The organism is Actinomadura sp. 6N118, assembly GCF_044326415.1.
Lineage (GTDB): Bacteria > Actinomycetota > Actinomycetes > Streptosporangiales > Streptosporangiaceae > Spirillospora.
In genome coordinates, this window is record NZ_JBIRAZ010000001.1 from 393,881 (window position 1) to 415,825 (window position 21,945).

The window sequence follows — 21,945 nt, forward strand, 5'->3', positions numbered from 1 at the left end:
CTGTTGTCGGACGGGGCGTTTCAGGCGGCGTGATAGGCGCGCGCCTGCAACGAGTAGAGCTCGGCGTAGAGGCCGTCGAGCGCCATCAGATGCTCGTGGTCCCCTTCCTCGATCACCTTCCCCTGGTCGAACACGAAGATCCGGTCGGCGTGCCGCACGCTGGCCAGCCGGTGGGTGATGAGCAGGACGGTACGGCCGTCGGCATGCGTGCGGATCCGTTCGAAGAGATGATGCTCGGCGCGCGCGTCCAGCGCGGCGGTCGGCTCGTCGCAGATCAGCAGCGGGGCGTCCCGGTAGAAGCCGCGCGCGACCGCCAGGCGCTGCCACTGCCCGCCCGACAGCTCCGCGCCGTCCCGGAACCTGCGGTCGAGCAGCGTGTCATAGCCGTGGGCCAGCCCGTCGACGACCTCGTCGGCGCCGGAGGCCCGCGCCGCCGCCAGCACCGCGGTCTCCGTGCCGGCCGGGTCGGCTCCCACGCGTCCCATCGTGATGTTCTGCCGTGCGGTCATCGGCCAGTGCGTGTACTCCTGGGCGATGACCGCGATGCGCTCCCACAACGTCCGCGGATCCACCTCGCGCAGCGACACGTCGTCCCAGCGCACGTCGCCGCCGTCCGGGTCGTACAGGCCCGCCACGATCTTCGCGAGGGTCGTCTTGCCCGAGCCGTTCTCGCCCACCAGTGCGATCACCTCGCCGCGGTGCAGTTCCAGCGAGATCCCTCTCAGCGAGGGGGACTCGGCGCCCGGATAGGTGAACGTCACGTCCTCGACGACGATCTTGCCGAAATCGTCCGGCAGGGCGGCGGCCGGTGTCCGCGTCCCAGCCTCAATCTTCGCCGTCTCAGTCTCAGTCCTGGAAGAGGGCTGGGCAGAGGGCAGGGCGCGTGCGGCGACACGTTCCTCCGCCTGCACGCAGAAGCTGAGGTAGTCGCCGAAGTAGAGACCCTCCTCGTAGCACTGGTTGACGGCGTAGACCAGGCTGGCGAGCGAGGTCTGCCCGGTGCGGATGGCCAGCACGGCGGTGCCCGCGACCGCCAGCGGCACCGCGCCGCTCCACAACATGAGGCCGAGCGCGACATAGACGCCCGCGGTCGCGACCCCCTGCATCATGTCGCCGAAGACCCGGGCGATGGTCTGGCGCCGCGCCAGGTCCAGCTCCACCCCGCGCTGGTACGCGGCCACCCGGTCGTACTCGTCCAGCAGGAAACCGCGCATGGTGAACGAGCGGATCTCGGCCGCGTGGCGCCGGTCGGCCATGAGGTCGGACAGGATCCACTTGCGGCGCGCGACGCCCACCAGCGCCAGCTCCGTCATGTACCGCATCCGGGCCGCGCGGATCGACGCCCAGCCCTCCGGCAGCGCGGTCAGCAGGAGCAGTGGCAGCAGCAGCGGATGCAGGACGCCCAGCGTCCCGGCCGCCGCGATCACGCCGACCGCCCCGGTGAGGACGTCGACCGCGGTCGTCACCACCCGCGGCGCCGACATCATGCCCCGGCTCCGCGCCCGCTGGAGATCGTCGAGGAACTCCGAGTCGTCCAGCGCGGCCAGCTCGACCGCCGTGGTGAGCTCGTACAGCCGTAGCTCGACCAGTCGTTCGACCTGCGGCTCCAGCCGGGACTGTGCCCAGCCCGCCGCCGCCTGCAGCCCGGCCCGCAGCGCGGCGGCGACCGCGACCAGCACCAGCGAGGGCAGCGCCGCGCGGACTCGGTCGGGCGTGGGGCCCGCGCTGAACAGGGCGGTGAGCACGCCGGTCGTCGCCAGCAGCCCGAAGGCGGTGAAGACCCCGGCGAGGAGGTTGAGCCCGATCGTCACCGAGGTGTCGGCCTTGCTCGCGCGCCAGGCCAGCCGGGCGGACTGGGCGATCACCGACGGCAGCCGGCGCGCCATCGTCCGCATGCTGGTCTCGACGAGTTTCTCGGTATGACGCGTCCAGCGGTGCTCGGTCAGCTCCGGGAGGACCGGCTTCGGCCGATCGTCCTCCGGCACGTCATGGTGATCTGACTCCTCCTTCTTGAGAAGGGGGACCCGAAGGAAAAATCTTCGCCTGGCAGCCATCCACGACCCCTCGCATGTACGTATCACCCATTGGCAGTGTGCATCGGGGCGCTGACAAGGTTTCACTCTTGTGTCACATAGCGTGGTGATTTGTAGCTGTGGACAATCATGCGCCAGATGGACGCGGGCGGTATGCCGGGATGACTAGGGTCTACGGCATGACCGACGCCTGGCCGGACGGCTGGACACGACAGGAGGGAAACCGCGTGGCGCGCAGCAGGCAGCCCGCACCCGCCGGGGCGGATTACCCGTACGACGACCCGTACGGCAGGGACACGCACCCGGCCGACCCCTACGCGGGCGACCAGCTGCGCGGGATGGACGACTACGGAGGGGGCGTCCCGCCGGGGCGGCGCGTCCGGAAGCGCCGCTGGCCGAAGATCCTCGCGGCCCTGGTCGTGATCATGCTGGTCGTGGTCGTCGGCGGTTACTTCTGGCTCGACTCCCGGCTCAACCGCGAGAGCGTCCTGACCGACTACGCGGGCCGTCCCGCCGACACTCCGGGCACCAACTGGCTGATCGTCGGCTCCGACAGCCGTGAGGGCCTGTCGAAGCAGCAGAAGAAGGACTTCGCGACCGGCAGCGCCGCGGGCCGCCGCACCGACTCGATGATGTTGCTGCACTACGGCGACGGCGGTACGACGCTCGTCAGCCTCCCGCGCGACTCGTACCTGCCGATTCCCGGCAAGGGATCCAACAAGCTCAACGCGGCCTTCGCGTTCGGCGGCCCCAAGCTCCTCGTCCGGACCGTCGAGCAGGCGACCGACATCCGCATCGACCACTACGCCGAGATCGGCTTCGGCGGGTTCGTCGGCGTCGTGGACGCCATCGGCGGCGTCGACATCTGCGTCAAGAGCCGCATGAAGGACCCGAAGGCCGGCATCGACCTCCAGCCCGGCTGCCAGTCGCTCAGCGGCGGCGAGGCCCTCGGGTTCGTGCGCACCCGGGCCAGCGCGCGCGCCGACCTGGACCGCGTCGAACGCCAGCGGCAGTTCTTCGGCGCGCTGATGAAGAAGGCGACCGGCCCCAGCGTGTTCCTCAACCCGTTCCGGAGCATCCCGCTCGCCATGAACGCGACGAGCAACTTCATCGTGGACGACAACGATCACCTGATCGACCTCACCCGGATGATGTGGGCCATGCGCGGCGTCTCCGGCGGCGACGGCCTCACCACATCGGTCCCGCTTGGCCCCTCAGGCTCGTCCCGCGCGGCGGGCTCGTACCTCACCTGGCACCCCACGCAGTCCAAGCGGCTGTTCTCCGCGCTCAAGGAGGACCAGCCGGTGCCCAAGGAAGTCATTACCAAGTAGCCCTGTCATTACCAAGTAGCCGGGCCAGTGCGCGGCATGCGGATGCTCAAGGCATGCCCCTGTGACTAGAGTCGGGGGCATGCCCGATGAGACGCCCGAGTCAGCGGAGCTTGAGAGCCTGTCGTCGAAGGAGCTGCACGACAGGGCGATGGACCTCGCCAAGCAACGCCGCGACGTCGGCTTCCTGTGGGACCTGCTGCGCTCCATCCCCGCGGCCGCGGCGGCGACGGGCGACCACCAGCGCGCCAGTTTCGACATGTTGCACGGGTTGTCGTTGCTCGAAGAGTTCACCCATGCCGGCGAAGGCGAACTCGCGGAGGCCCTACGCCCGGTGTATCTCGAGTATCTGACTCGGCACGGTACGCCTCCTTCGTCAGGTGCTTCGTAAAAGTTCCCCTGAAAGTTCCAAGTGAAGGTGTGTTGAAGGTGTCCGAACGCGCCTGAAAGCAGGGTCTGAACGCACGCCCGAACGCGGCTGAAGGTGCCGCAAAACCTCAACCCCTCTGACTGTTCCTTTGTGAATCCTTGGCCGCCCCTCGCCTGCCGCTGGGAATCACTCCACGTAGGCACATGACAGCGGAGAGGCAGGCAGCGTGAACAAGAAGTTCCTGAAATTTGGGGCGATCGCATTCGTCGCCTGGTATGTCATCACCAGGCCTGAGGGGGCCGCCAGCCTGGTGAACAGTGCCTTGGGGGGTCTCGGCAACGCTGCGGAGTCGTTGTCCCAGTTCGTGAGCGCAATCCCCTAGCCGGAGCGCGGCCACCGCAGCGGAGCGAGGGCGTCCGCACGACCGTCTTAGGGAGCCTGCCCCAGGATTCGACAGCTCTGCGAGGCCCCGTGCCCTTCGGCCGGTACGGGGCTCTTTCGTGTGCGCTATCCGGCACTTGCCCCCAGGCACAGTAAAATCGCGCTTTGCGGGCCGAAGCAGCTGGGCACAATTGAATCGGGTCAGTGTGTCGCTGCGCTACAACAGGGACGGCGTACGGATGAATAAGAAGAACCTCCGCTATGTGGCCATCGCCTTCGTCATCTTCTACCTGCTGAGCAACCCCACGGAAGCCGCCGCTGTGGTGAACAACGGCATCGACCAGCTTGCCAAGGCGGGCAACCAGGTCGCCGCCTTCGTGGGCGCGCTCGGGACGTAACGGCGGCCAGGGGCGGGTCTAGGATCTGCCCCATGTCTGTCTATGAAGTAGAGATCGGTGGTCTGCAGGGTGGCTCTGCGGACCTCGGACAGTACGAGGGCAAGGCCGTGCTGGTTGTCAACGTCGCGTCCAAGTGCGGCCTCACCCCGCAGTACGCAGGGTTGGAGCAGTTGCAGGAACGGTTCGCGGCACGTGGGTTCTCGGTCCTCGGCGTGCCCTGCAACCAGTTCATGGGCCAGGAGCCGGGCTCGCACGAGGAGATCGCGCAGTTCTGCTCCGCGACGTACGGCGTGACGTTCCCCATGACCGAGAAAGTCGAGGTCAACGGGCCGGGACGCCACCCGTTGTACGTCGGCCTCGTCGACGTCGCCGACGCCGAGGGGCACACCGGCGACATCCGCTGGAACTTCGAGAAGTTCCTCATCGCGCCCGACGGCACCGTGGCGGCGCGCTTCGCCCCCCAGACCGAGCCCGAGTCGGCCGAGGTCGTCGGCGCCATCGAGAAGAATCTCCCCGCCTAGAAGAACGCGTCATCCCGGGGGCCAGCGGCCTCCCCCGGGGGGCCGGCGGGCTCTCGCGGGTGTCGTGGCGGCGGTGAGTCTGTGGGGTTCGGAGTCTGTGGGGTTCGCCACATCCCGGGTGAGCGGTTGTCGCTATTCGACGGCCGCCCTAATTTGGGAAGTCGAGATATGACGTGGAGGTGGCCCTCATGAGCGGCTGGACTGCGGCGGACATCCCGGATCTCACCGGCCGGCGGGCGATCGTCACCGGAGCCAACAGCGGCCTCGGCTACCACACCGCGCTGGAGCTCGCCCGGCACGGCGCGTCCGTCGTGCTGGCCTGCCGCAGCATGGAGCGCGGACAGCGCGCCCACGACCGGATCATGTCGGCGGTCCCGGCGGGCGAGGTCGCCCTGGCTCCGCTCGACCTCGCCGACCTCGCCTCGGTACGCACGTTCGCGGGCACGCAGGCCGCCGCCCCGCTCGACATCCTGGTCAACAACGCGGGGGTGATGGCCCTCCCGCACCGGACGACGGCCGACGGCTTCGAGATGCAGTTCGGCACCAACCACCTCGGGCACTTCGCGCTCACCGGGCTGCTGCTCCCGGCGCTTCTCGCCGCGTCCGCCCCGCGCGTGGTGACCGTCACCAGCGGTTTCGCCCACGCCGGGCGGCTGCGTTTCGACGACCTGCAAGGGGAGAAGCGCTATCGCAAGTGGGGTGCGTACGCCCAGTCCAAGTTCGCCAACCTCGTCTTCGCCAAGGAGCTGGCGCGGCGCTTCCCCGACGTGCTGAGCGTGGCGGCGCATCCCGGCTTCGCCGCCACCAACCTGCAGGGGGCGGGCCCGAAGATGACGGGCAACAAGCTGGAGGAGCGGGTCGCCGCGGCCGGCAACGTGGTGCTGGCCCAGTCGGCGGCGGCCGGGGCGCTGCCTTCGCTGTACGCGGCGACCGCGCCCGGTGTCCAGCCGGGTGCCTGCTACGGCCCGCGGCTCGCGCAGCTCCGGGGTGCTCCCACAAAGGTCTTCACGGCGCCGGCCGCGTCCAAGCCCGAGGTGGGCCGTCGGCTGTGGGAGGTCTCCGAAGACCTCACCGGTGTCGGCTACGAGGTCTCCGCCAAGGGCTGATCCTCCAAGGGCCGGCCGGTCCCGAGGCCGTGCAGGGCCTGGACGACCGCCGTGGAGATGACCTCCTCGGCGTTGCCCGGCCGTTCGGCGAAGAGCTTGGCCGCCGCGTCGACGATGCCCTGGATCAGATGGGCGCGCAGCTCCGGCCCGGAGACCCCGGCCTCGTCGAGTGCCGTCACGAGCGGCCGCAGCAGCTGCGCGTGCCCCTCACGGATCCGCCGAGCCTCACTTCCCTGACTCCGCCCCGCCGTCCCCGGTTGCGCGGGCTCAGCCAGCGCGTGCTCCACGAGCGCGACGGCGGCCGCGTGGCGGCCGTCGGTCATGACCCCGAGCTGGACGCGGATGTAGGCCTCGACCTTGCCCGCCAGGTCCGGCGGGCCCGCCAGCGCCTCATCGACCAGCGAGGCCCAGCGCGGCAGTTCCTCTTCGACGACGGCCGCGACCAGGTCGTCCTTGGAACGGAAGTACTCGTACAGGCTCGGCCGTGACAGCCCGACTCGCCGCGCGAGCGCGGCGAGCGACAGTGCCTCGATGCCCTCCTCGGCGACGAGAGCGCGGGCCGCGTCGAGAAGGGTCCGGAGCTGGCGGGCGCGGTGCTCGGCGACGGTGGCTTCGCTGATTTTCGGCACCCCGCCATTCTCCCCTACGGAGCGGTGGGGCCCTGGTCCGGATCCCAGTCGAGGGTGGCGGGCACCGAGCCCTCCAGCGTCAGCAACCACCGCTTGACCTCGATGCCGGAGCCGCCGCTGTAGCCACCCAGTCCGTTCGCGGCCACCACCCGGTGGCACGGCACGATCACGGGGATCGGGTTGCTGCCCATGACCTGGCCGATCGCCTGGGCGCCCACGTTGAGGCCGCTGAGCCTGTCAAGCTCGCCGTACGTGACGACCTTCCCGTACGGCACCTGCTCGTACAGCGTGGTCAGGACCTTGCGCTGCACGTCCGACGTCAGCCGCCAGTCGATCGGCACCTCGAACGTCAGGCTCTTGCCGGCGAAGTAGTCGGCGAGTCCCGCCAACGCCTCGGCGGTACGGTCCGGGTCGTCCACGACCGGCAACCCGGCCCTCTTGACCGCGCGGGCCCGCGTGCCGGGGGTGTCCTTGAACGACAGGTAGGCGACGCCGTTCTCGGTGGCGCCGACCAGCAGCCGGCCCAGCGAGGTCTCGATCGCCCCGAGTGTCAGCGTCTCCGTCATGGTGTCCATGTTCCGGACCTCCTCCTCCATAACCTCCACGTCTCCTGTCACCTTCTCGGCCGTGAACGGCCGAACTTGGAGGCCCGGTGTTCACACCTTGTCGCGCTCCCCTTCGCGGCTGGCTGCCGTGCCGGGGGCGCATCACCCTTTGTCCCGTGCCTGGCCCGGGTGGGCTGGGGGTGGGGGTCGGGGTCGGGCATGGTGACAAATGCCCACGCCGTGCGCGCCCGGTTGCGGAGGTTCACGGCGGCGATGTCGTCGGCCAGGCCAGCGAGCCCGCACGCGACGCACAAAAAGGTGCCCCGGGTGGGGCGGTTGTTGCGGGAGACGTGCCCGCACCAGGGGTTCGGGCAGCTTTGCGAGGTGTAGGCCGGATCCACCTGCTGGAACGGCACCCCGGCCCGCAGGGCCTTATACGCCAGGAAGGTGCCCAGTTGGTGGAACGGCCAATTGGACAGTGTGGCCCGCTGGTGCCGCCTGAGCCGGACCCGGTCGCGAATCCCATCGAGGTGCTCGATGGCGATGCCGCGTCCGGTGCGTTGGGCATCGGCCACGATCTGCTTGCTGATGATGTGGTTCTGGTTGGTCGCGTGCCGGGCCTCGCGCGCCTTGCGTTTGGCCAGCCTGCGCGCCGCCGAGCGGGACCCGGCGGCCTTCTTGGCCTGCAGTTCGGCGCGGCGGCGCGCCTGCGCCCGCCGGTACCGCTTCAGCGCCTGGCCCTGGTAGTTGTTCCCGTCGCTGGTGGTGGCCAGGTTCTCGATCCCCCGGTCCACGCCGAGCCAGTCGGCCGGGTCGGCGTTGAGCGGCTTTTCGGGGACCTCGCAGGTCGCCAACAGGAACCACAGGCCGTCCCGGTGGATCAGGTCCGATTCGCCCTGGCGATGCTCGGCCAGGGTCTTCAGCTGCGCGGTCGAGCCGGTGAACGCGATGCCCCGCATCCGGCCCGCCGTCGTCCAGATCGACACCGTCCGGGCGTCGTACTGCCAGCTGAGACACCGGTCGTCGAACGCCTGGGCCGCGTCCGGGCGGAACGCGATCGGCTTGGACTCGGCTTTACGGCGCCGCTTGGACCGCTCACCGCCCAGCAGCCCGGCGTCGATCTGCGCGTGCAGCGTGGTGTAGGCGTCGGCGACCTTACGGATCACGTGAAGTGTCGGCTGTGCGGACAACCCCACCGCCTTCAACTCCGCGTACACGTCCTTCTGCAACTTCGCACGGGAGAACACCCGGCTCTCATACGCCCGGGCCGACACCCGGTTCGCCGCCTGATTGCACGCGTGCAGGGTCGCCGCCAGGGCCGCCGCCTGCTCAGGCGACGGCAGCAGCTTCACCTGCACCACGATCTTCACACCCACAAAGTAACCAACGGCACCGACAAAATCACTCAACGTCACACATCTGTGGTGATCGACACATCCACCGCCGCTCCACCACCGACCCCGGCAGCGCCAGCGCGCCACATCACACCACAAGCGATCCTTCCCGGCCCTGAAGCTGAAGGGCCGGGATTCCTCGCTAGAACCGCGTTGAACAACACCGGAACGCCCATGATCGTTGCATGCCTCAGGCCCCTGGCGGGCGGCGAAGCCAGGTAAGGACCAGCGCCGCGGTCATGGGGAGTACCAGGAGCACGGCGATCGCGGAGAGGGTGCCGTAGGAGAAAACGGTCACGATGGCCCCTGCGGCCAGGCCGCCCAGGGCGCCGCCGCCGTTCATCATCAGGTCGGAGATGCCCTGGACGGCCGGACGCTGCGCCGGGGGGACGGACTCGGTCAGCAGGGCGGAACCGGCGACGAGGCCGAACGACCAGCCGAGCCCCAGCAGGACCAGGGCGATCGTCAGCCGGGTGACGTGGTGCGGGGCGGAGACGGTGGCCAGGGCGGCGGCGGACGCCAGAAGGGCCATGCCGACCAGGAGAGCCGGGATCCGGCCGTGGCGGTCTGCCAGCCATCCTGCGACGGGCGAGAGCGCGTACATCCCGGCGATGTGCAGGCTGATGACGATGCCCACGACCGTGAGGCTCGCGTGGCCGTGGTTGAGGTGGACCGGTGTCATGGTCATCACGGACACCATGACCATGTGGCTGACGACGATCGCGGCGACGGCGAGCCGCGCACGCGGGGTGGCGCGGAGGGCCTGCCAGCCGTTGGAGCGGCGGGTGGTCGTCTTCGGTCCCGCGTTCTGGAGCGGGTCGGGACGGAGGAGGGCGAAGACGCCGAGCATCGCCAGCCCGTAGGCGGCGGCTGCGAGGGCGTAAGGACCTGCCCACTCGGACAAGCCCAGCGTGCGCCCCAGGTCGTCGGCGGGTTGGGCGAGGTTGGGTCCGGCGATCGAGCCGATCGTGGTGGCCCAGACGACGACGGACAGGTCCCGGGCGGCATGGGTGGGGCGGGCCAGGTCGGTGGCGGCATAGCGGGCGGCGAGGCCGCCGGCGGCACCGCCGCCGAAGAGGAACAGGCCCGCGAGGAGCAGTGGCCAGGAGTCCAGGGTGGCGGCGACCATGGCGATCACGGCGCCCAGGGTGCCCGAGCCGTACGCCAGGGTGAGAGCGGCCCGGCGGCCGTGCCGGGCGGCGGCGCGGGCCATGGGTATCGCCATGACGGCGGCACCCGTGACCGCGCTCGTCTGGGCCAGGCCACCGATCGTCTCGGAGCCGGAGAGCGTGGCGGCGGCCAGGGCGCTGATGGCGACCCCGGTGGCGACGCCGATGCCGCCCAGCACCTGGCTCGCCGTGAGCACGGCGAGGACGCGCCGCTGGGCGGGATGCCGCCCGAGGGCGGGTTCGGCCGGCGTCTCGCTGAGAGCCGTCATGTCCCACCCCGTCCTGTCATGACTGAACGCGCAATTGTACCTGAATTGTGCGCTCATGATACGGGAAGGGGGTATTAAGTCAAGGCCCGGTGAAGGCGCCCGGCCTCGCGTGCCAGCCTGCTCGATCCGGTCCGCCCGGCGAGCTCGGCGAGCTCGGCGGGGATCATGGACCGGGTGCCGGTCTCCGCCGCCTCGGTGGCGAGGGCGATGAGATCGGCCAGACCGGCCGGAGGGCGTTCGCCGGGCCGGGGGAGCAGGGCCGGGAGCGCGGCGGTGATCACGTCGAGGACGTCGGGATACGCGCCGGCGCGAGCCGCGTCGGACAGTGCGCCGGTCACCCGGTTGAGTTTGATCTGCCCGTCCAGCGCGCCGATCGCCTCGCCGACCGGCGGAAGGTGCCCTCGTGCGTAGAACGTGAGAAAGGCGTCGACCGAGGCGGAGCGCTCCTCTGTTCTCTTGGAGGTGAGGCCGAGGGCGAGCGCGGTGGCCATCGCGGGGCCGATGGGACCGTCGGCCTCGGCCAGGGCGAGAAGGATGGCCCCCTGACCGTCGCGGGCCTCGGTCCGGTCCGCGAGAGGGACGAGCAGGTGTGCGGCGAGGATCTCGCGATGGGAGGGGAGGAGAGAGGGCCACCACGAGAAGCAGGAGGGCGCGTACGTCGCCGAGGGCAGCCGTGTCCACTCCCCGCCAGGGGGCAGGTCGAGCAGCCGCCCGGCGACGCCGTCCGGGTCCGGCATGACACCGTCACTGTCCCCGGCGAGGATTGCCGGCAGGACGCGCACGACGTCCTGCTGTTCGCTGCCCCGCCAGGAGTACACGGTGCGCGGGAGGGAGACCGCTTTGCAGATCACGGCCGGATCGGGCATCCCGCGGTCCGCGAGCCACGCGGCCGTCCAGCGGCCCTCCGGTGAGGTGAGGCGCTGGGCGCGGAGCACGATGTCATCCGGGAGGTCACGGGGGAGCCGGAGCAGAGCCTGATCCAGGTCGAACGGGCCAGGCCGCAGGTCCGCCGCCTCCAGCCGTTCGAGCCGGTCGACAAGGACCTCCGGGGCGATGTGGCCGGTGGAGCGGGTCGGCGTCGACAGGAGCACCGGGAGGCGGCCCACCGCGCCGACTATCTCGCGCATCCGGGCGCGCAAGGCCGCGGTGGGTGCCGGTCCGCTCCCTGAGAGCCGCGGGTCGGCGTCCGGGGGCGACGCCGGGTACGGGCGGGGATCGGTCGGCGGGACCAGCGCACGGAGGGCGGCGCCCAGCCAGGTGGTGGGGTGGTCGCTGAAATGGTCGTGGTCGAAGAGCAGCCACGGCGCGACGTCCGGAACGAGCCGTCGCATGGCGGCCCGGGTCTCGTCGGGCTCGCGGTGAGCGAACTCGACCAGACCGGCGAGCACCCGTTCGCCGTCCGCCCATGTCAGGCTGCCGCGCAGGTGCGCCGCCATCTCCTCGGTCAGCTCGGCGACGGAGGCGATCGGGGGCGGAAGTTCACGGGGTGGCGGTGGCGGTGCCAGGCGGGCGGCCGGCGCGGTCACGGCCGTGACGGTCACCGTGCCGAACGCTTCGGCGACACGGTCGCGGGCCTCCTTGGGCAGCCCGGCCGCCGCCTGCCGGACGGCGTCGCGCGCGGCCTCGCTCGCCTTGGCCGCGTGCTTGGCGGCGATGTTCGCCGCGCGATCCCGGAGATCGAGGCTTTCCTGGCCGAACGCGACGGTGAGCGCGGCGAGTGTGGCGTCCACGCGGTCACGCTTGCGGGCGGTCCGGTCGATCCACGAGAACGTGGCGCGGACCAGTTTCGGCTCCGGACGGAACAGAAGCGCCTCGGCCACGTCGGCGAACGTCGCATCGTCGAGTTCACCGGCGTCGTCGACGCGGCGCAGCTCCTCCAGCGCGAGCGCGGCGATCTGGCTCGGCGCGGCGGGCAGCAGCCGGGAGAGATCACGAGTACGTTCGGACACCTCCGTGAGCGACGGCTCCAGCGTCCGGTAGAGCGCGGCGTACCAGCGCAGGTCCTGGATCCGCCCGCCGCGCAGGAAGCGGCGGATACAGCCGTCGAGCAGAAGCTCCCGCTTGACACGGCCCGCGCTGGCCAGCCGCAGGAGCATGTCGATCCACGGGTTGTCGCCGGGAAAGCCGCCGAGCACCCGGCCGACGGCCTCGACCTCGAACAGCCGGGGAACGAGCACATCGAGGTACGGCTCCTCGTTCAGCTCGGGATACGGCCGGGTCCATCGCACCCACCCCACGGTGTACGCGTCATCCTCGGGGAGACCCTCACCCGCTCCGCGGGCGAGCACGTCCGCGAGCCGCCAGTGGGCCTGCGAACCCCACATCACCTGGTCGGCAACGCGCAGGCGGTGGGAGATCCGCCGGGCCACCTCCGCGCGCCAGGGTGCCGGGCGGTCGGCGACGACCTGAGCGATCAGCAGGGCGTGCGCCGTCGCCTGGTCGTTGATGTCCAACCGGTCCAGGTCGGCGCGGCACAGCCAGTTCGCCGCCGCGGCGGCGCCGGGGATGCAGGCCGCGCCCGCGACCAGCAGTCCCTGGATCTGCCGGGTACGTTCGGTCCAGTGAACTGTGATGCCGGTCCCGTCTCTGATGTAGCCGGGCAGTTCCGCGGCGATCGCGCGCCGCTCGGTCTCGCCGAGCATGGTGAGCATCGCGGCCACGACCTCGAAGTTTCCGGCGGTGATCTGGTCGCGGACGTTGTCCCACGTGTACATCGGCGTTCCTTTGTCAGTGTTCTTTTTTCAGGATTCCTGCGCCAGGGTGCGGTGCAGCCGGGCCGCCTCCCGGACCAGGCGGCTCGTGCCGCCGCGCCCCGCCACGTCGGAGAGCCCGGCCAGGCCGTCGCGGGCCCCGGCGGCCTCGGCGGTACGGGTCGCGAGGGCGAGCAGGTCGGGAAGCCCGGCGGCCGCCCGTTCACCGCGAACGGGGAGGAGCCGCGGCAGGGCGGTGGCGAGGACGGTCCACACGTCGGCGTGCGGACCGGCCCGCGCGGTCTCGTCGAGGGCCTCCGCGACACGGTTGATCTTGAGCCGGCCCTGCCGGTACAGCGTGGGGATGGCGTCGCCCAGCTCGCGCGCGGGAAGCTGCCCCCGGCCGCTGAACGCCAGGACGGCATCGACGGAGCCCGCCCGTTCGGCCTTGGTCTGGGCGCTCAGCCCATAGGCCAGGACGGTCGCCGTGGCGGCACCGGCGGGGCCGTCCGCTTCGGCCATGGCCAGGAGCACCGTGCCCGGATCCTGCCAGTACTGCGACCACTCCGGCAGGTACGGCACCATGTGCGCCGCAGTCACCTCACGGTGAGAGGGGAGCAGCGTGGGCCACAGACTGAGGCCGCCGCGGTAGTACCCCTTGGGCAGGCTCTGCCACGTGCCGGTCCACGGCAGCCGGCAGAGAGCGGCGATGTCGCCGGGCACATCGGCCTTCGCGGTGACGGTGGCCAGCATGCGCGGTGAGGCTTCGAACGGAGGGTACGGGCCGGGCAGCGTCACGTTCGCACAGGTGACCTCGGGGTCAGGGAGGCCGCCCGCGGCGAACCATGACGCCAAGGTCCGGCCCGCGTCGCTGGACAGCCGTGCGGCCGCCGCCAAGGTGTCGGCTCCGATGTCACGATGAACCCGGAGCATGGCTTGGCACAGGTCGGACGGCAGGGGCGCCAGCCTGGCCTCTTCCAGCCGCCGCATCCGGGACACGAGCACGTCGGCGTCGACGTGACCGCTCGCGGCCGTCGGCGTGGCCAGCAACACGGGTGAACGGCCCGCGGCCGCCGGAATCTCGTGCATCCGCCAGGCGATGAACCGTTCCGGAAGAGGCCTGAAGCCCTGCGTGTACCAGGCGGGCTTCCGCTGGAGCCTCCCGAGCAGGACGCGCAGTCCTCGAGGAGCCTCCGAAGCCGTGAACCTCGCAGTGATCCGGGTCAACCATGTCGCCACCTGGGTGGCGTCCGGTGCGGAGGCCTCGTTTGCCGCATCTGGCAGAACACGCGCCAGCGCCGTCCGGGTGCCTTCGGCGTCACGGTACGAGCACTCCACGAGCCCGGCGAGCAGGCGGTCGAGAGCGTAGAGCGCCTCGTCGGGCGTGACACGCATCGTCGCGCTGACCTCTTCCGCCAGCTCAGCGGGTGACGCGATCGGGGCGGGATGCTCGCGCGGCGTGAAAGGAGGAGGACCGGGCAGAGCCATGGGCGCTTTCGCCGACTCCACGGACAAGGCGGCTCGCGTATCGGCGCTCGCCTTCGCGGCGTGCTTGGCGGCGATCTTCTCCGCGCGTTCCCGCAGGTCGAGATCTTCGGCGTCGAGCAGGACGGTGATGGCCCGCAGTGTCGCGTCCACGCGATCCCGCTTGCGCGCCGTCCGGTCGAGCCAGGTGAGCGCGGCGCGGACGAGCTTCTTCTCCTGGCGGAAGAGCACCGCGTCCGCGACCTCCGCGAAGATGTCGCCAGTGAGCGGCTGCGCCTCGTCCACCCGGCGGATCTCCCGCAGCGCCAGCTCGGCGACCGGAGCGGGAGCCGCGGGAAGCAGGCGAATGAGGTCGCGGAGCCGGGCGGCCGCCTCGTCCACCGCCGGTTCGAGCGACTCGTACAGCTGGACGAACCAGCGCAGGTCGGCGACCTGCCCGCCGCGCAGGAAACGGGCGACGCACCCGTCCAGCAACGTCTCGCGCTTGATCCGTCCGTCCCGCGCGAGGGTGACGAGCGCTCCGTGGAACGAGAGCCCTGACCCGAGGCCGTCCACCTCGAACAGCCGGGGCAGCAGGGTGTCCAGGAACGGGTCGTGTTCCAGCTGGACGCGCGCGGGGCTCTTCTGGGCCCACATGACCACGAACGCGTCGTCGGTCGGCGGCTCCTCGCCCAGGTCACGGATCAGCTCGGCCGCCAGCAGCCAGAGCGGAAACTCGCGCCAGCGCTCGCCGTTCACCCGCATCCGGGCCGCGACGCGGCGGGCGAGGTCGGACCGCCACGCCTCCGGCCGGTCCGCCACGGCCTCGCGGACGAGCAACCAGAAGCCCCAGTCGCCGTTGATGACGCCGCCCGCCGTCCGCATCTCGGTGCGGCACACCCAGGCGGCGACGCCCGCCGCGCCGCTGATCGTCGCCGCACCGGCGACCAGCAGCGACGTGATGACGGCGTTGTCCAGCCATCGGAACTCCGCGGCGTCGCGACGGTCTCGCAGATAGCGGGGGAGCTCGACGGCGATGGCCCGGCGCTCCTCCGGCGCGAGGGCACGGGCCCGGCGGATCACCTCGGCCGGATCGTCGATCTCGACCCACGCGTGCAGGGTCTCCCGGGCGTTCACCGCGCTGTCTCCGTTCACCGCGCCCTCTCCCCGGACGTCTCCAGGGTCTTGGCGCGGACGATGCGGGCCGCGAGGACGTGCTTGCACGGGCCACGCCCACCGCGGTGGTCGGCCCACCACGGGCAGGTACACGAGACGCGGTCGCCGTCGAAGCGCACCTGACGCGGTCTGCCGTCGACCGTGACGACGGCGAGGTCGTCCGCGGTGAAGTCGACGGCGCCCTCGTCCACCAGGGCGTGCGCCGAACGCAGGCGCGGATTCATGGCGGCCACACGATCAGGGTCGTACGGCAGCTCGCGGTGGAAGTGCGCGGCCTCGGCGGCGTCGTAGCCGACACGGCCCGACGTGCCCAGCTGCGTCAGCGCCGCCTTGACCCGTGACCGGTCGAAGCCCGCGCGTTCGGCCAGCAGGTCGGGTTCAACGCGCGGCTCGAACGCCAGCAGCGCGCCGATCAGGTCGGCGTCCCCCGCAGCCTCGTCGGTGATGAGCGCGTCCAGGACAGCGCCCTCACCGGAGAATCCGCGCCGCACCTCGGGAGAGAGCGTCAGCACGTACCGCATGCCGGGCAGCTCCAGCTCCCACGCGCTCGCCACCGGTCCGCTCCCGCCCGCGACAGCCGGCCCGTACGTGCGCAGCGCACGGGCGAAACGCAGCAGCGGAAGCATGGTCTGCAACCGCTCAGGCCCAGGCAGGCAGACCGAACCCGGCGACGGGCGGGACGTCAGCCGCAACCCCCGCCCGGCGGGAGTCGCCCACAGAACGTCCCGGGCACCGCGTGGCAACGCCCGCAGGAACCGGACCGCCTCCGGGCCCGTCAACTCCGCCCGCAGGTCGAACCCGGCGGCGATGACCTGCACCTCGGCGAAGCCGCGCAGCCAGCGCTCTGGCAGCGGGACCTTCTTCTCGACCACCGCGCCGTCGAGCGTGGTGACCGCCAGCCCGTCGCCGCCGACCGCCAGATGCAGCGGATCGGAGCCGCCGACGCGGGCGAGCGCCTCGCGCAGCGGCCCGTTCACGTCCACGTTGGTGGTGCCGAGCGCGACCACGTCCCCGTCGAGCGCGCCTTCGAGCACGTCGAGCCGCGCGTAGACGCCGCAGCACGCCGAGAACGACTCCATCCGGAGGCGGTCGCCGTTGCACGTCACCACCGGGTCGCGCATCGCCGTGAGCTGCGGCTGGAAGTAGCGGGCCCGCGCGACGTCGGCGAGGCCGATCAGGGCGGCGGCGGCCGGGGCGGCCTGGGTGAGCAAGCCGCTGAAAAAGTGGGGGTGCGCATCGGGGCCCGTGGCGGTCGTGCCGCCGGAGGTCGACAGGCCCAGGGCGTCTCCGGCGAGCGCGGAGGGGCGCGTATAGGCGTATGCCTGTGCGGTAGCCATGCCCCCGGAAGGTAGACCCGCCGACCGACATTTATGGGCGATTTGGAGATCAGTCGAGGACGCCAGGGAAGAGCAGCGCCAGCTCGCGCGGGTAAGCACCGATCAGCCGCAGCTCGTCGTCGGCGAGCGGGCGACCGGTCATCGCGTTGCACAGCTGGACGAGCTTGAACGAGAGCTCCTCGTCCACCGGCTCGATCCCGAGGCCCTCCATGACATGCCGGAACCCGGCCTTGCCACCGTACTCCCCGGTGAGGATCACCCGCCCGGACCGTGCGTGCCAGTCGTCGGGGAACGGCCCGAGCGTCGCCTTCTCGTATAGCTCGTAGTTGCCGTGGTCCTTGAGCGCGCCGTCGGCGTGGATGCCCGACTCGTGCGCGAAGGCGTTGCGGCCCACGCCGACCTGGTTGTAGGGGAGGGGCTGGCCGAGCGCGTAACTCGCCCACAGCGCGAACCGCCGGGCCCACGACAGGTCGATCGGATCGCCGATCCGCGCGCCGCGTTCCGCCAAGCCGAATCCGTGGCGGAACGCCAGGATTGTGGACAGCAGGTCGGCGTTCCCCGCCCGTTCGCCGACGCCGTTGACGCAGGTGTTGATCCAGGCATCCTGTCCCGCCTCCAGGTCGCCGAGCGCGCCGGAGACCGAGTTGGCCACCGCCAGCCCGAGATCGTTGTGGCAGTGCGTCTCGACCGGCATCCCCACGGCGGCGGCGAGCTTGGCGAAGCGTTCCCGGATCCGGTCGGGGGTGTCGCCGCCGATGGTGTCGCAGTAGCGGACCCGGTCGGCGCCCGCCTCCTTGGCCGCGAGGGCGAACTCGGTGAGGAACCCGTCGTCGGTGCGCGAGCCGTCCTCGGCGTTGACCCCGACCGTCCGCGCTCCCCCGGACTTGGCGGTACGGACGGCGGCGGTCATCTCCCGGATGATCGCGTCCCGGTCCAGCCTGCCCCGGAACTTGTTGGCGATCATGTAGTCCGAGGTCGAGATCGACAGGTTGTAGTGCGCGAGCCCGAGCGGCAGCGCCTTCTCCACGTCCTGCGCGACGCCACGGCACCAGCCCGACAGCCGGAGGTCGACGAAGGCACCGGCCTTGGCCAGCGCGACCTGCGCGCGGACGTAGGGCACCTCGTGGAACAGGAACGGGAAGCCGATCTCCGACTGGGCCACGCCGAGCCGGCCCAGATAGAAGTTCACCATCGTCTTCCCGAACTTCGACAGCCCGGTCCGGGCGGTCTGAACACCGTCACGGTTGGTGACGTCAAGGAAATGAATCTGAGGCATGCGCTCAGATTGACACCTTCATCAACATGTATCAATATTGATCAAAATCAATGCTGCCGATGGTCCGAGGCGAGGGGATGCCCGGTGGGGGAGTGGATCGACACCGAGGTGGCGGCGGAACGGCTCGGTGTGAAGCCCGCCACGTTGTACGCGTACGTGAGTCGTGGTGTGCTGCAGCGGAGGCCCGACGCCGACGGGCGGCGCAGCCTCTTCGACGCCGACGAGATCGAGGAGCTCGCCCGGCGCGGCAGGCCCCGGCGCCCGCCGAGCCCCACCGAGCTGGCGATCGAGTCGGCCATCACCGCGCTCGGCGCGGACCGGCAGTACTACCGGGGGCGGGACGCCACCGAGCTCGCCGCCACAAGCAGCTTCGAGGAAGTCGCGAGCTGGCTCTGGACAGGCGACCAGGAGCCGGGCGAGCAGAAGCCGGGCGAGGGCGAGGCGGGCGAGCAGGAGCCGGGCGAGGACGGGCCAGGCGAGGGTGAGCCCGACGTGGACGCCGTGGGCGGGACCTGGCGCGCGCCTGAGGAGGGTCTCGCGGCCGCCGTCGCCGCGCAGTCCGGGCTGCCCGGTGATGTGCTGCCGCTGGACCGGCTCCAGGTGATCACCACGGCGCTGGCCGCCGTCGACCCGCTCCGGTTCCAGCTCGACCGGCCGGGCGTCATCGCCACGGCCCGCGCCCTCATCGCCGGTCTCGTCGACGCCCTGCCCGCCGCGGGTGAGGACGCGGACAGCACGATCGCCGGACGGCTGTGGGGCCGGCTGAGCGCGCGCCCGCCGGAGCCGGGGCTGCTGCGGGTGGCCGGGGCGGCGATGGTGCTGCTGGCCGATCATGAGCTGGCCGCCTCGACGCTGGCCGCCCGCGTCGCCGCGTCCGTCCGGGCCGACCCGTACGCCGTGGTCGCCGTCGGGCTCGGCACGGTCGGCGGCCCGCTGCACGGCGGCGCCTCGTTCGGCGCGGAACGCATGTTCGCCGAGATCGGCGAGCCCGGCCGGTCGGGCCGCGTGATCGGCGAGCGGCTGCGCGCCGGTCAGCGCATCCCCGGCTTCGGCCATTCGATCTACAAGTCCGGTGACCGGCGCGCCTCCGTCTTGTTCGACCTGATCAGGGAAGTGGCGCCGGATCACCCGTGGCTGGCCGTTGCGGACACCGTGCTGACCGAGGCGGCGCGGCGGCGGCTGCCCGAGCCGAATGTCGATCTCGCCCTCGCCACCCTCACCTCGGTCGCAGCGATGCCCCCGGGCTCGGGTGAGGCGATCTTCGCTGTCGCGCGCACCGCGGGCTGGATCGCGCACGCCCTTGAGGAGTACGAACGCACCAGCCCGCTCCGCCCACGGGCCATCTACGTCGGTCCGCCGTTGCCACCGGCCGCGAAGCGGCGGACGCGGTCATGACAGACGCGGTTATACGGGGTTGTGTGTGGGCTGGCGGAGACCGGCGGTAGTCTCGATGACGTGCGAAGGTTCCTCACCCCCGGCTGGCTCGGACTGCATGCGCTGGCGATCGTGCTGTGCGCCTCGTTCCTCGGTTTCGGATGGTGGCAGTACGACCGCGCCCAGGCGGGCAACGACCGCAGCTGGGCCTACACCTTCGAGTGGCCGATCTTCGCCATCTTCGTGATCGCGATGTGGATCAAGATGATCCGCGACGAGCTGAGCGGCGACGAGAGCCGCTCGGCGCCCAAGGTGATCGAGGAGCCCGCGGAGGCCGCGGTCAAGCGCGAGATCATCCGGCAGCAGGAGGATGAGGACCCCGCCCTGGCGGCCTACAACCGCTACCTGGCGCGCCTCAACTCCGAGAGTCACCGGCGCGACTGACCGTCCTCGCGTCACCTCCCCTGAGAAAGGTGTGATCTGTGGAAGCGGCCATCACCCGGTACCGCCTCCTGGCCATCGTCGTCGGCGTGATGCTGCTCCTCGTGGTCTTCGTGGGAATGCCCATCCGCTACATCGGTGGCAACGGGACCCCGTCGGCGATCATCTCGCCGATCCACGGCGCGCTCTACATCGTCTATCTGGCGATCGCCTATGACCTGTGGCGCAAGACCGGCTGGCCGCTGAAGCAGATGGCCATCATGGTCTCCGCGGGCCTGATCCCCTTCCTCGCCTTCTTCATCGAGCGGAAGATCGTCCGCGAGGCGCGGGAGCTGGCCGCCGTCCAGACCTGAACGCCTCGGTTCGCTGGGCCTGATCGCCTCGGTTCGCTGGACCGGGGCCGCCTCGCGCGCTTATGTTTGACTGAGTCAAACATAAGCGCGGAGGTGAGTCGTGGACGTCATCGCGGACGAGATCGCCACGGTCCGGTCGTTCAACCGCTTCTACACCGGCGTGATCGGGGTGCTCGGCGAGGGCCTGTTGAAGACGCCGTACTCCCTCACCGAGGCAAGGGTGATCTTCGAGCTGGCGCAGCGTGACGCCACCGAGGTCCTGGAACTGCGTCGCAGCCTCGATCTTGACCCCGGTTACCTGAGCCGGATGCTGGCCCGGTTCGAGAGCGACGGCATCGTCGCCCGGGAGCGGTCCGCGGCGGACGCGCGCCGCCAGGTGGTCCGGCTCACGCCGCACGGCCGGGAGGTGTTCGCGATGCTGGACGACCGTTCCGTCGGCGAGATCCAGGCGATGCTGGAACGGCTGCCCGGCGAGGACCGGCGCCGGCTGGTGGCGGCCATGAAGACCATCCGGAGCGTGCTGAACGAGGAGGCGCGGTCCCGCGAGACGTACATCTTGCGCCCGCTGCGGCCCGGCGAGCTCGGCTGGGTCGTTCAGCGGAACGGCGCGCTGTACGCCGAGGAGGTCGGCTGGGACCGCACGTACGAGGGGCTCGTCGCGAAGATCGTCGCCGGGTACGGGGAGGGGCACGACCCCACGTGCGAGAACGCCTGGATCGCCGAGGTGGACGGTGAACCGGTGGGCAGCGTCTTCTGTATGAAGCAGGACGAGACGGTCGCCCAGCTGCGGCTGCTCCATGTCGAGCCGCACGCCCGCGGGCTGGGCATCGGCGCCGCCCTGGTCCGCGAATGCCTGAGCTTCGCGGAGAAGGCCGGCTACGCGGAGATCATGCTCTGGACGACCGCGCTCCAGCGGCCCGCGCACCGGATCTACCGTGCCACCGGATTCGAGCTCGAACTGGAGGAGGAGCCGGTCGAACGGTTCGGCGACGTCATCCACGGACAGTACTGGCGCAAGAAGTTCCAGACGTCCTGAGGGCGGGTGCGTCACGGCCCGTGGCGGCGGTGTGCCTCCACGGGCCGTGCGTCGCAGCGGTGCGAAACTTCCTTCAGGGCGGCCCGGGACGGGGTCGGGACAGGATCCGGTCCGCCCGTTCGTTCCGGTTAGGTCGCGTTCTCACCCCCCTCCCGAAGCGGACCGGTCTGCTGTCGGCCGATGAGCGGCGCGTCCGCGTCTCCCGCGAGGGCGGCGGGCGAGGCGCACGGTCGCTGGATGGCCGGGCCGGCGGCATTGCTCGACGATGCCGCCGGCCCGGCGGTGAAGGACGGCGGTGCCGCGGGGGCGTACGGCGCCGGCGTCCGGGGATGGTCTGGTCGGACGGCCGTGCTGTCTGTGGTGCCTGTGGTGTCCGTGGACCGGCGGCCTGCCGCCACTCCGCGCTCGCGTGGCGGCAGGCCGGTCGGTTTCGCGCCGGACGCCGCGCGCGGTGCCGGGCGAAGCGCGGGGGCCGGTCCGGGACGGCCGAGGACCCGAGGTGTGTCGCCGAGCGCCGCCGTGTGCGGTATGCCGGGAACGCCCTCGGCCGTCCGGACCAAGCCAGGTAGGAAGCCGTCGACGAGATCGGTGACGGCAGCGCCGGACGTCGAACACCGCATGTGACCCTCCCTTGAACGGCGGAGCTCAGGAGCTG

General features: G+C 71.1%; 20 protein-coding genes. 10 read left to right on the top strand and 10 right to left on the bottom strand.

All coding sequences use genetic code 11. From position 1 onward, the window contains the following. Positions 1-20: 20 nt before the first annotated feature. Positions 21-1,985, bottom strand: a complete 1,965-nt coding sequence (locus ACH34W_RS01770; protein WP_395958861.1) for an ABC transporter ATP-binding protein — start codon at positions 1,983-1,985, stop codon at positions 21-23. 227 nt (positions 1,986-2,212) lie between these two features. On the opposite strand from ACH34W_RS01770, the gene ACH34W_RS01775 reads away from it, so the two are divergent. The 6 genes from ACH34W_RS01775 to ACH34W_RS01800 all read left to right on the top strand — a co-directional run bounded on the left by ACH34W_RS01775 (position 2,213) and on the right by ACH34W_RS01800 (position 6,137). Beyond that, complete coding sequence (locus ACH34W_RS01775) at positions 2,213-3,364, top strand: LCP family protein (protein WP_395958863.1); 1,152 nt, start codon at positions 2,213-2,215, stop codon at positions 3,362-3,364. A gap of 79 nt (positions 3,365-3,443) precedes the next feature. Beyond that, positions 3,444-3,752 (top strand): hypothetical protein, encoded by a 309-nt coding sequence (locus ACH34W_RS01780; protein ID WP_395958864.1) that lies wholly within the window; start codon positions 3,444-3,446, stop codon positions 3,750-3,752. A 205-nt stretch (positions 3,753-3,957) separates the two neighbouring features. Continuing rightward, positions 3,958-4,113 carry a hypothetical protein gene (locus ACH34W_RS01785; RefSeq protein WP_395958865.1) on the top strand — a complete coding sequence of 52 codons (156 nt, stop codon included), beginning with the start codon at positions 3,958-3,960 and terminating at the stop codon, positions 4,111-4,113. 238 nt (positions 4,114-4,351) lie between these two features. After that, a complete protein-coding gene (locus ACH34W_RS01790) occupies positions 4,352-4,510 on the top strand; it encodes a hypothetical protein (RefSeq protein WP_395958866.1) in 159 nt (52 codons plus the stop codon). A gap of 32 nt (positions 4,511-4,542) precedes the next feature. Further along, a complete protein-coding gene (locus ACH34W_RS01795; protein ID WP_395958867.1) occupies positions 4,543-5,031 on the top strand; it encodes a glutathione peroxidase in 489 nt (162 codons plus the stop codon). A gap of 188 nt (positions 5,032-5,219) precedes the next feature. Continuing rightward, positions 5,220-6,137 carry an oxidoreductase gene (locus ACH34W_RS01800; protein ID WP_395958868.1) on the top strand — a complete coding sequence of 306 codons (918 nt, stop codon included), beginning with the start codon at positions 5,220-5,222 and terminating at the stop codon, positions 6,135-6,137. Here the strand turns inward: ACH34W_RS01800 and ACH34W_RS01805 are convergent. From ACH34W_RS01805 to ACH34W_RS01840, 8 genes are all read right to left on the bottom strand, one after another. After that, on the bottom strand, positions 6,113-6,766 hold the full coding sequence (locus ACH34W_RS01805) for a TetR/AcrR family transcriptional regulator (protein WP_395958869.1): 654 nt from the start codon (positions 6,764-6,766) through the stop codon (positions 6,113-6,115). The two genes, ACH34W_RS01800 and ACH34W_RS01805, sit on opposite strands and share 25 nt — an antisense overlap. Positions 6,767-6,780: 14 nt before the next feature. Continuing rightward, positions 6,781-7,341, bottom strand: a complete 561-nt coding sequence (locus ACH34W_RS01810) for a methylated-DNA--[protein]-cysteine S-methyltransferase (RefSeq protein ID WP_395958870.1) — start codon at positions 7,339-7,341, stop codon at positions 6,781-6,783. Positions 7,342-7,379: 38 nt separating this feature from the next. Then, positions 7,380-8,681, bottom strand: coding sequence for an RNA-guided endonuclease InsQ/TnpB family protein (locus ACH34W_RS01815; protein WP_395958871.1), 1,302 nt, complete (start codon positions 8,679-8,681; stop codon positions 7,380-7,382). Between the two features lie 214 nt (positions 8,682-8,895). Continuing rightward, the gene (locus tag ACH34W_RS01820) at positions 8,896-10,143 is read right to left on the bottom strand and encodes an MFS transporter (RefSeq protein ID WP_395958872.1); all 1,248 of its coding nucleotides are present in this window, start codon (positions 10,141-10,143) and stop codon (positions 8,896-8,898) included. A gap of 74 nt (positions 10,144-10,217) precedes the next feature. Next, on the bottom strand, positions 10,218-12,857 hold the full coding sequence (locus ACH34W_RS01825; RefSeq protein WP_395958873.1) for a DUF6493 family protein: 2,640 nt from the start codon (positions 12,855-12,857) through the stop codon (positions 10,218-10,220). A gap of 27 nt (positions 12,858-12,884) precedes the next feature. Further along, a complete protein-coding gene (locus ACH34W_RS01830; protein WP_395958874.1) occupies positions 12,885-15,452 on the bottom strand; it encodes a DUF6493 family protein in 2,568 nt (855 codons plus the stop codon). Further along, positions 15,449-16,810: an SWIM zinc finger family protein gene (locus tag ACH34W_RS01835; RefSeq protein ID WP_395958875.1), complete on the bottom strand. Its 1,362-nt coding sequence runs from the start codon at positions 16,808-16,810 to the stop codon at positions 15,449-15,451. The genes ACH34W_RS01830 and ACH34W_RS01835 overlap by 4 nt, the downstream gene beginning before the upstream one ends. A 49-nt stretch (positions 16,811-16,859) precedes the next feature. Next, a complete protein-coding gene (locus tag ACH34W_RS01840; RefSeq protein ID WP_395958876.1) occupies positions 16,860-18,086 on the bottom strand; it encodes a hypothetical protein in 1,227 nt (408 codons plus the stop codon). 84 nt (positions 18,087-18,170) lie between these two features. Between ACH34W_RS01840 and ACH34W_RS01845 the strand changes: the two genes are divergently transcribed. The 4 genes from ACH34W_RS01845 (at position 18,171) to ACH34W_RS01860 (ending at position 21,290) form a co-directional block, all read left to right on the top strand. Continuing rightward, entirely contained in the window at positions 18,171-19,481 is a 1,311-nt protein-coding gene (locus ACH34W_RS01845) for a citrate synthase (RefSeq protein ID WP_395958877.1), read from the top strand. A 60-nt stretch (positions 19,482-19,541) separates the two neighbouring features. Continuing rightward, on the top strand, positions 19,542-19,904 hold the full coding sequence (locus tag ACH34W_RS01850) for a hypothetical protein (protein ID WP_395958878.1): 363 nt from the start codon (positions 19,542-19,544) through the stop codon (positions 19,902-19,904). 38 nt (positions 19,905-19,942) lie between these two features. Further along, positions 19,943-20,254 (top strand): DUF3817 domain-containing protein, encoded by a 312-nt coding sequence (locus tag ACH34W_RS01855; protein ID WP_395958879.1) that lies wholly within the window; start codon positions 19,943-19,945, stop codon positions 20,252-20,254. A gap of 100 nt (positions 20,255-20,354) precedes the next feature. After that, entirely contained in the window at positions 20,355-21,290 is a 936-nt protein-coding gene (locus ACH34W_RS01860; RefSeq protein ID WP_395958880.1) for a GNAT family N-acetyltransferase, read from the top strand. Between the two features lie 128 nt (positions 21,291-21,418). On the opposite strand, the gene ACH34W_RS01865 is transcribed toward ACH34W_RS01860, so the two are convergent. Continuing rightward, positions 21,419-21,910, bottom strand: coding sequence for a hypothetical protein (locus tag ACH34W_RS01865; protein ID WP_395958881.1), 492 nt, complete (start codon positions 21,908-21,910; stop codon positions 21,419-21,421). Positions 21,911-21,945: the final 35 nt, after the last annotated feature.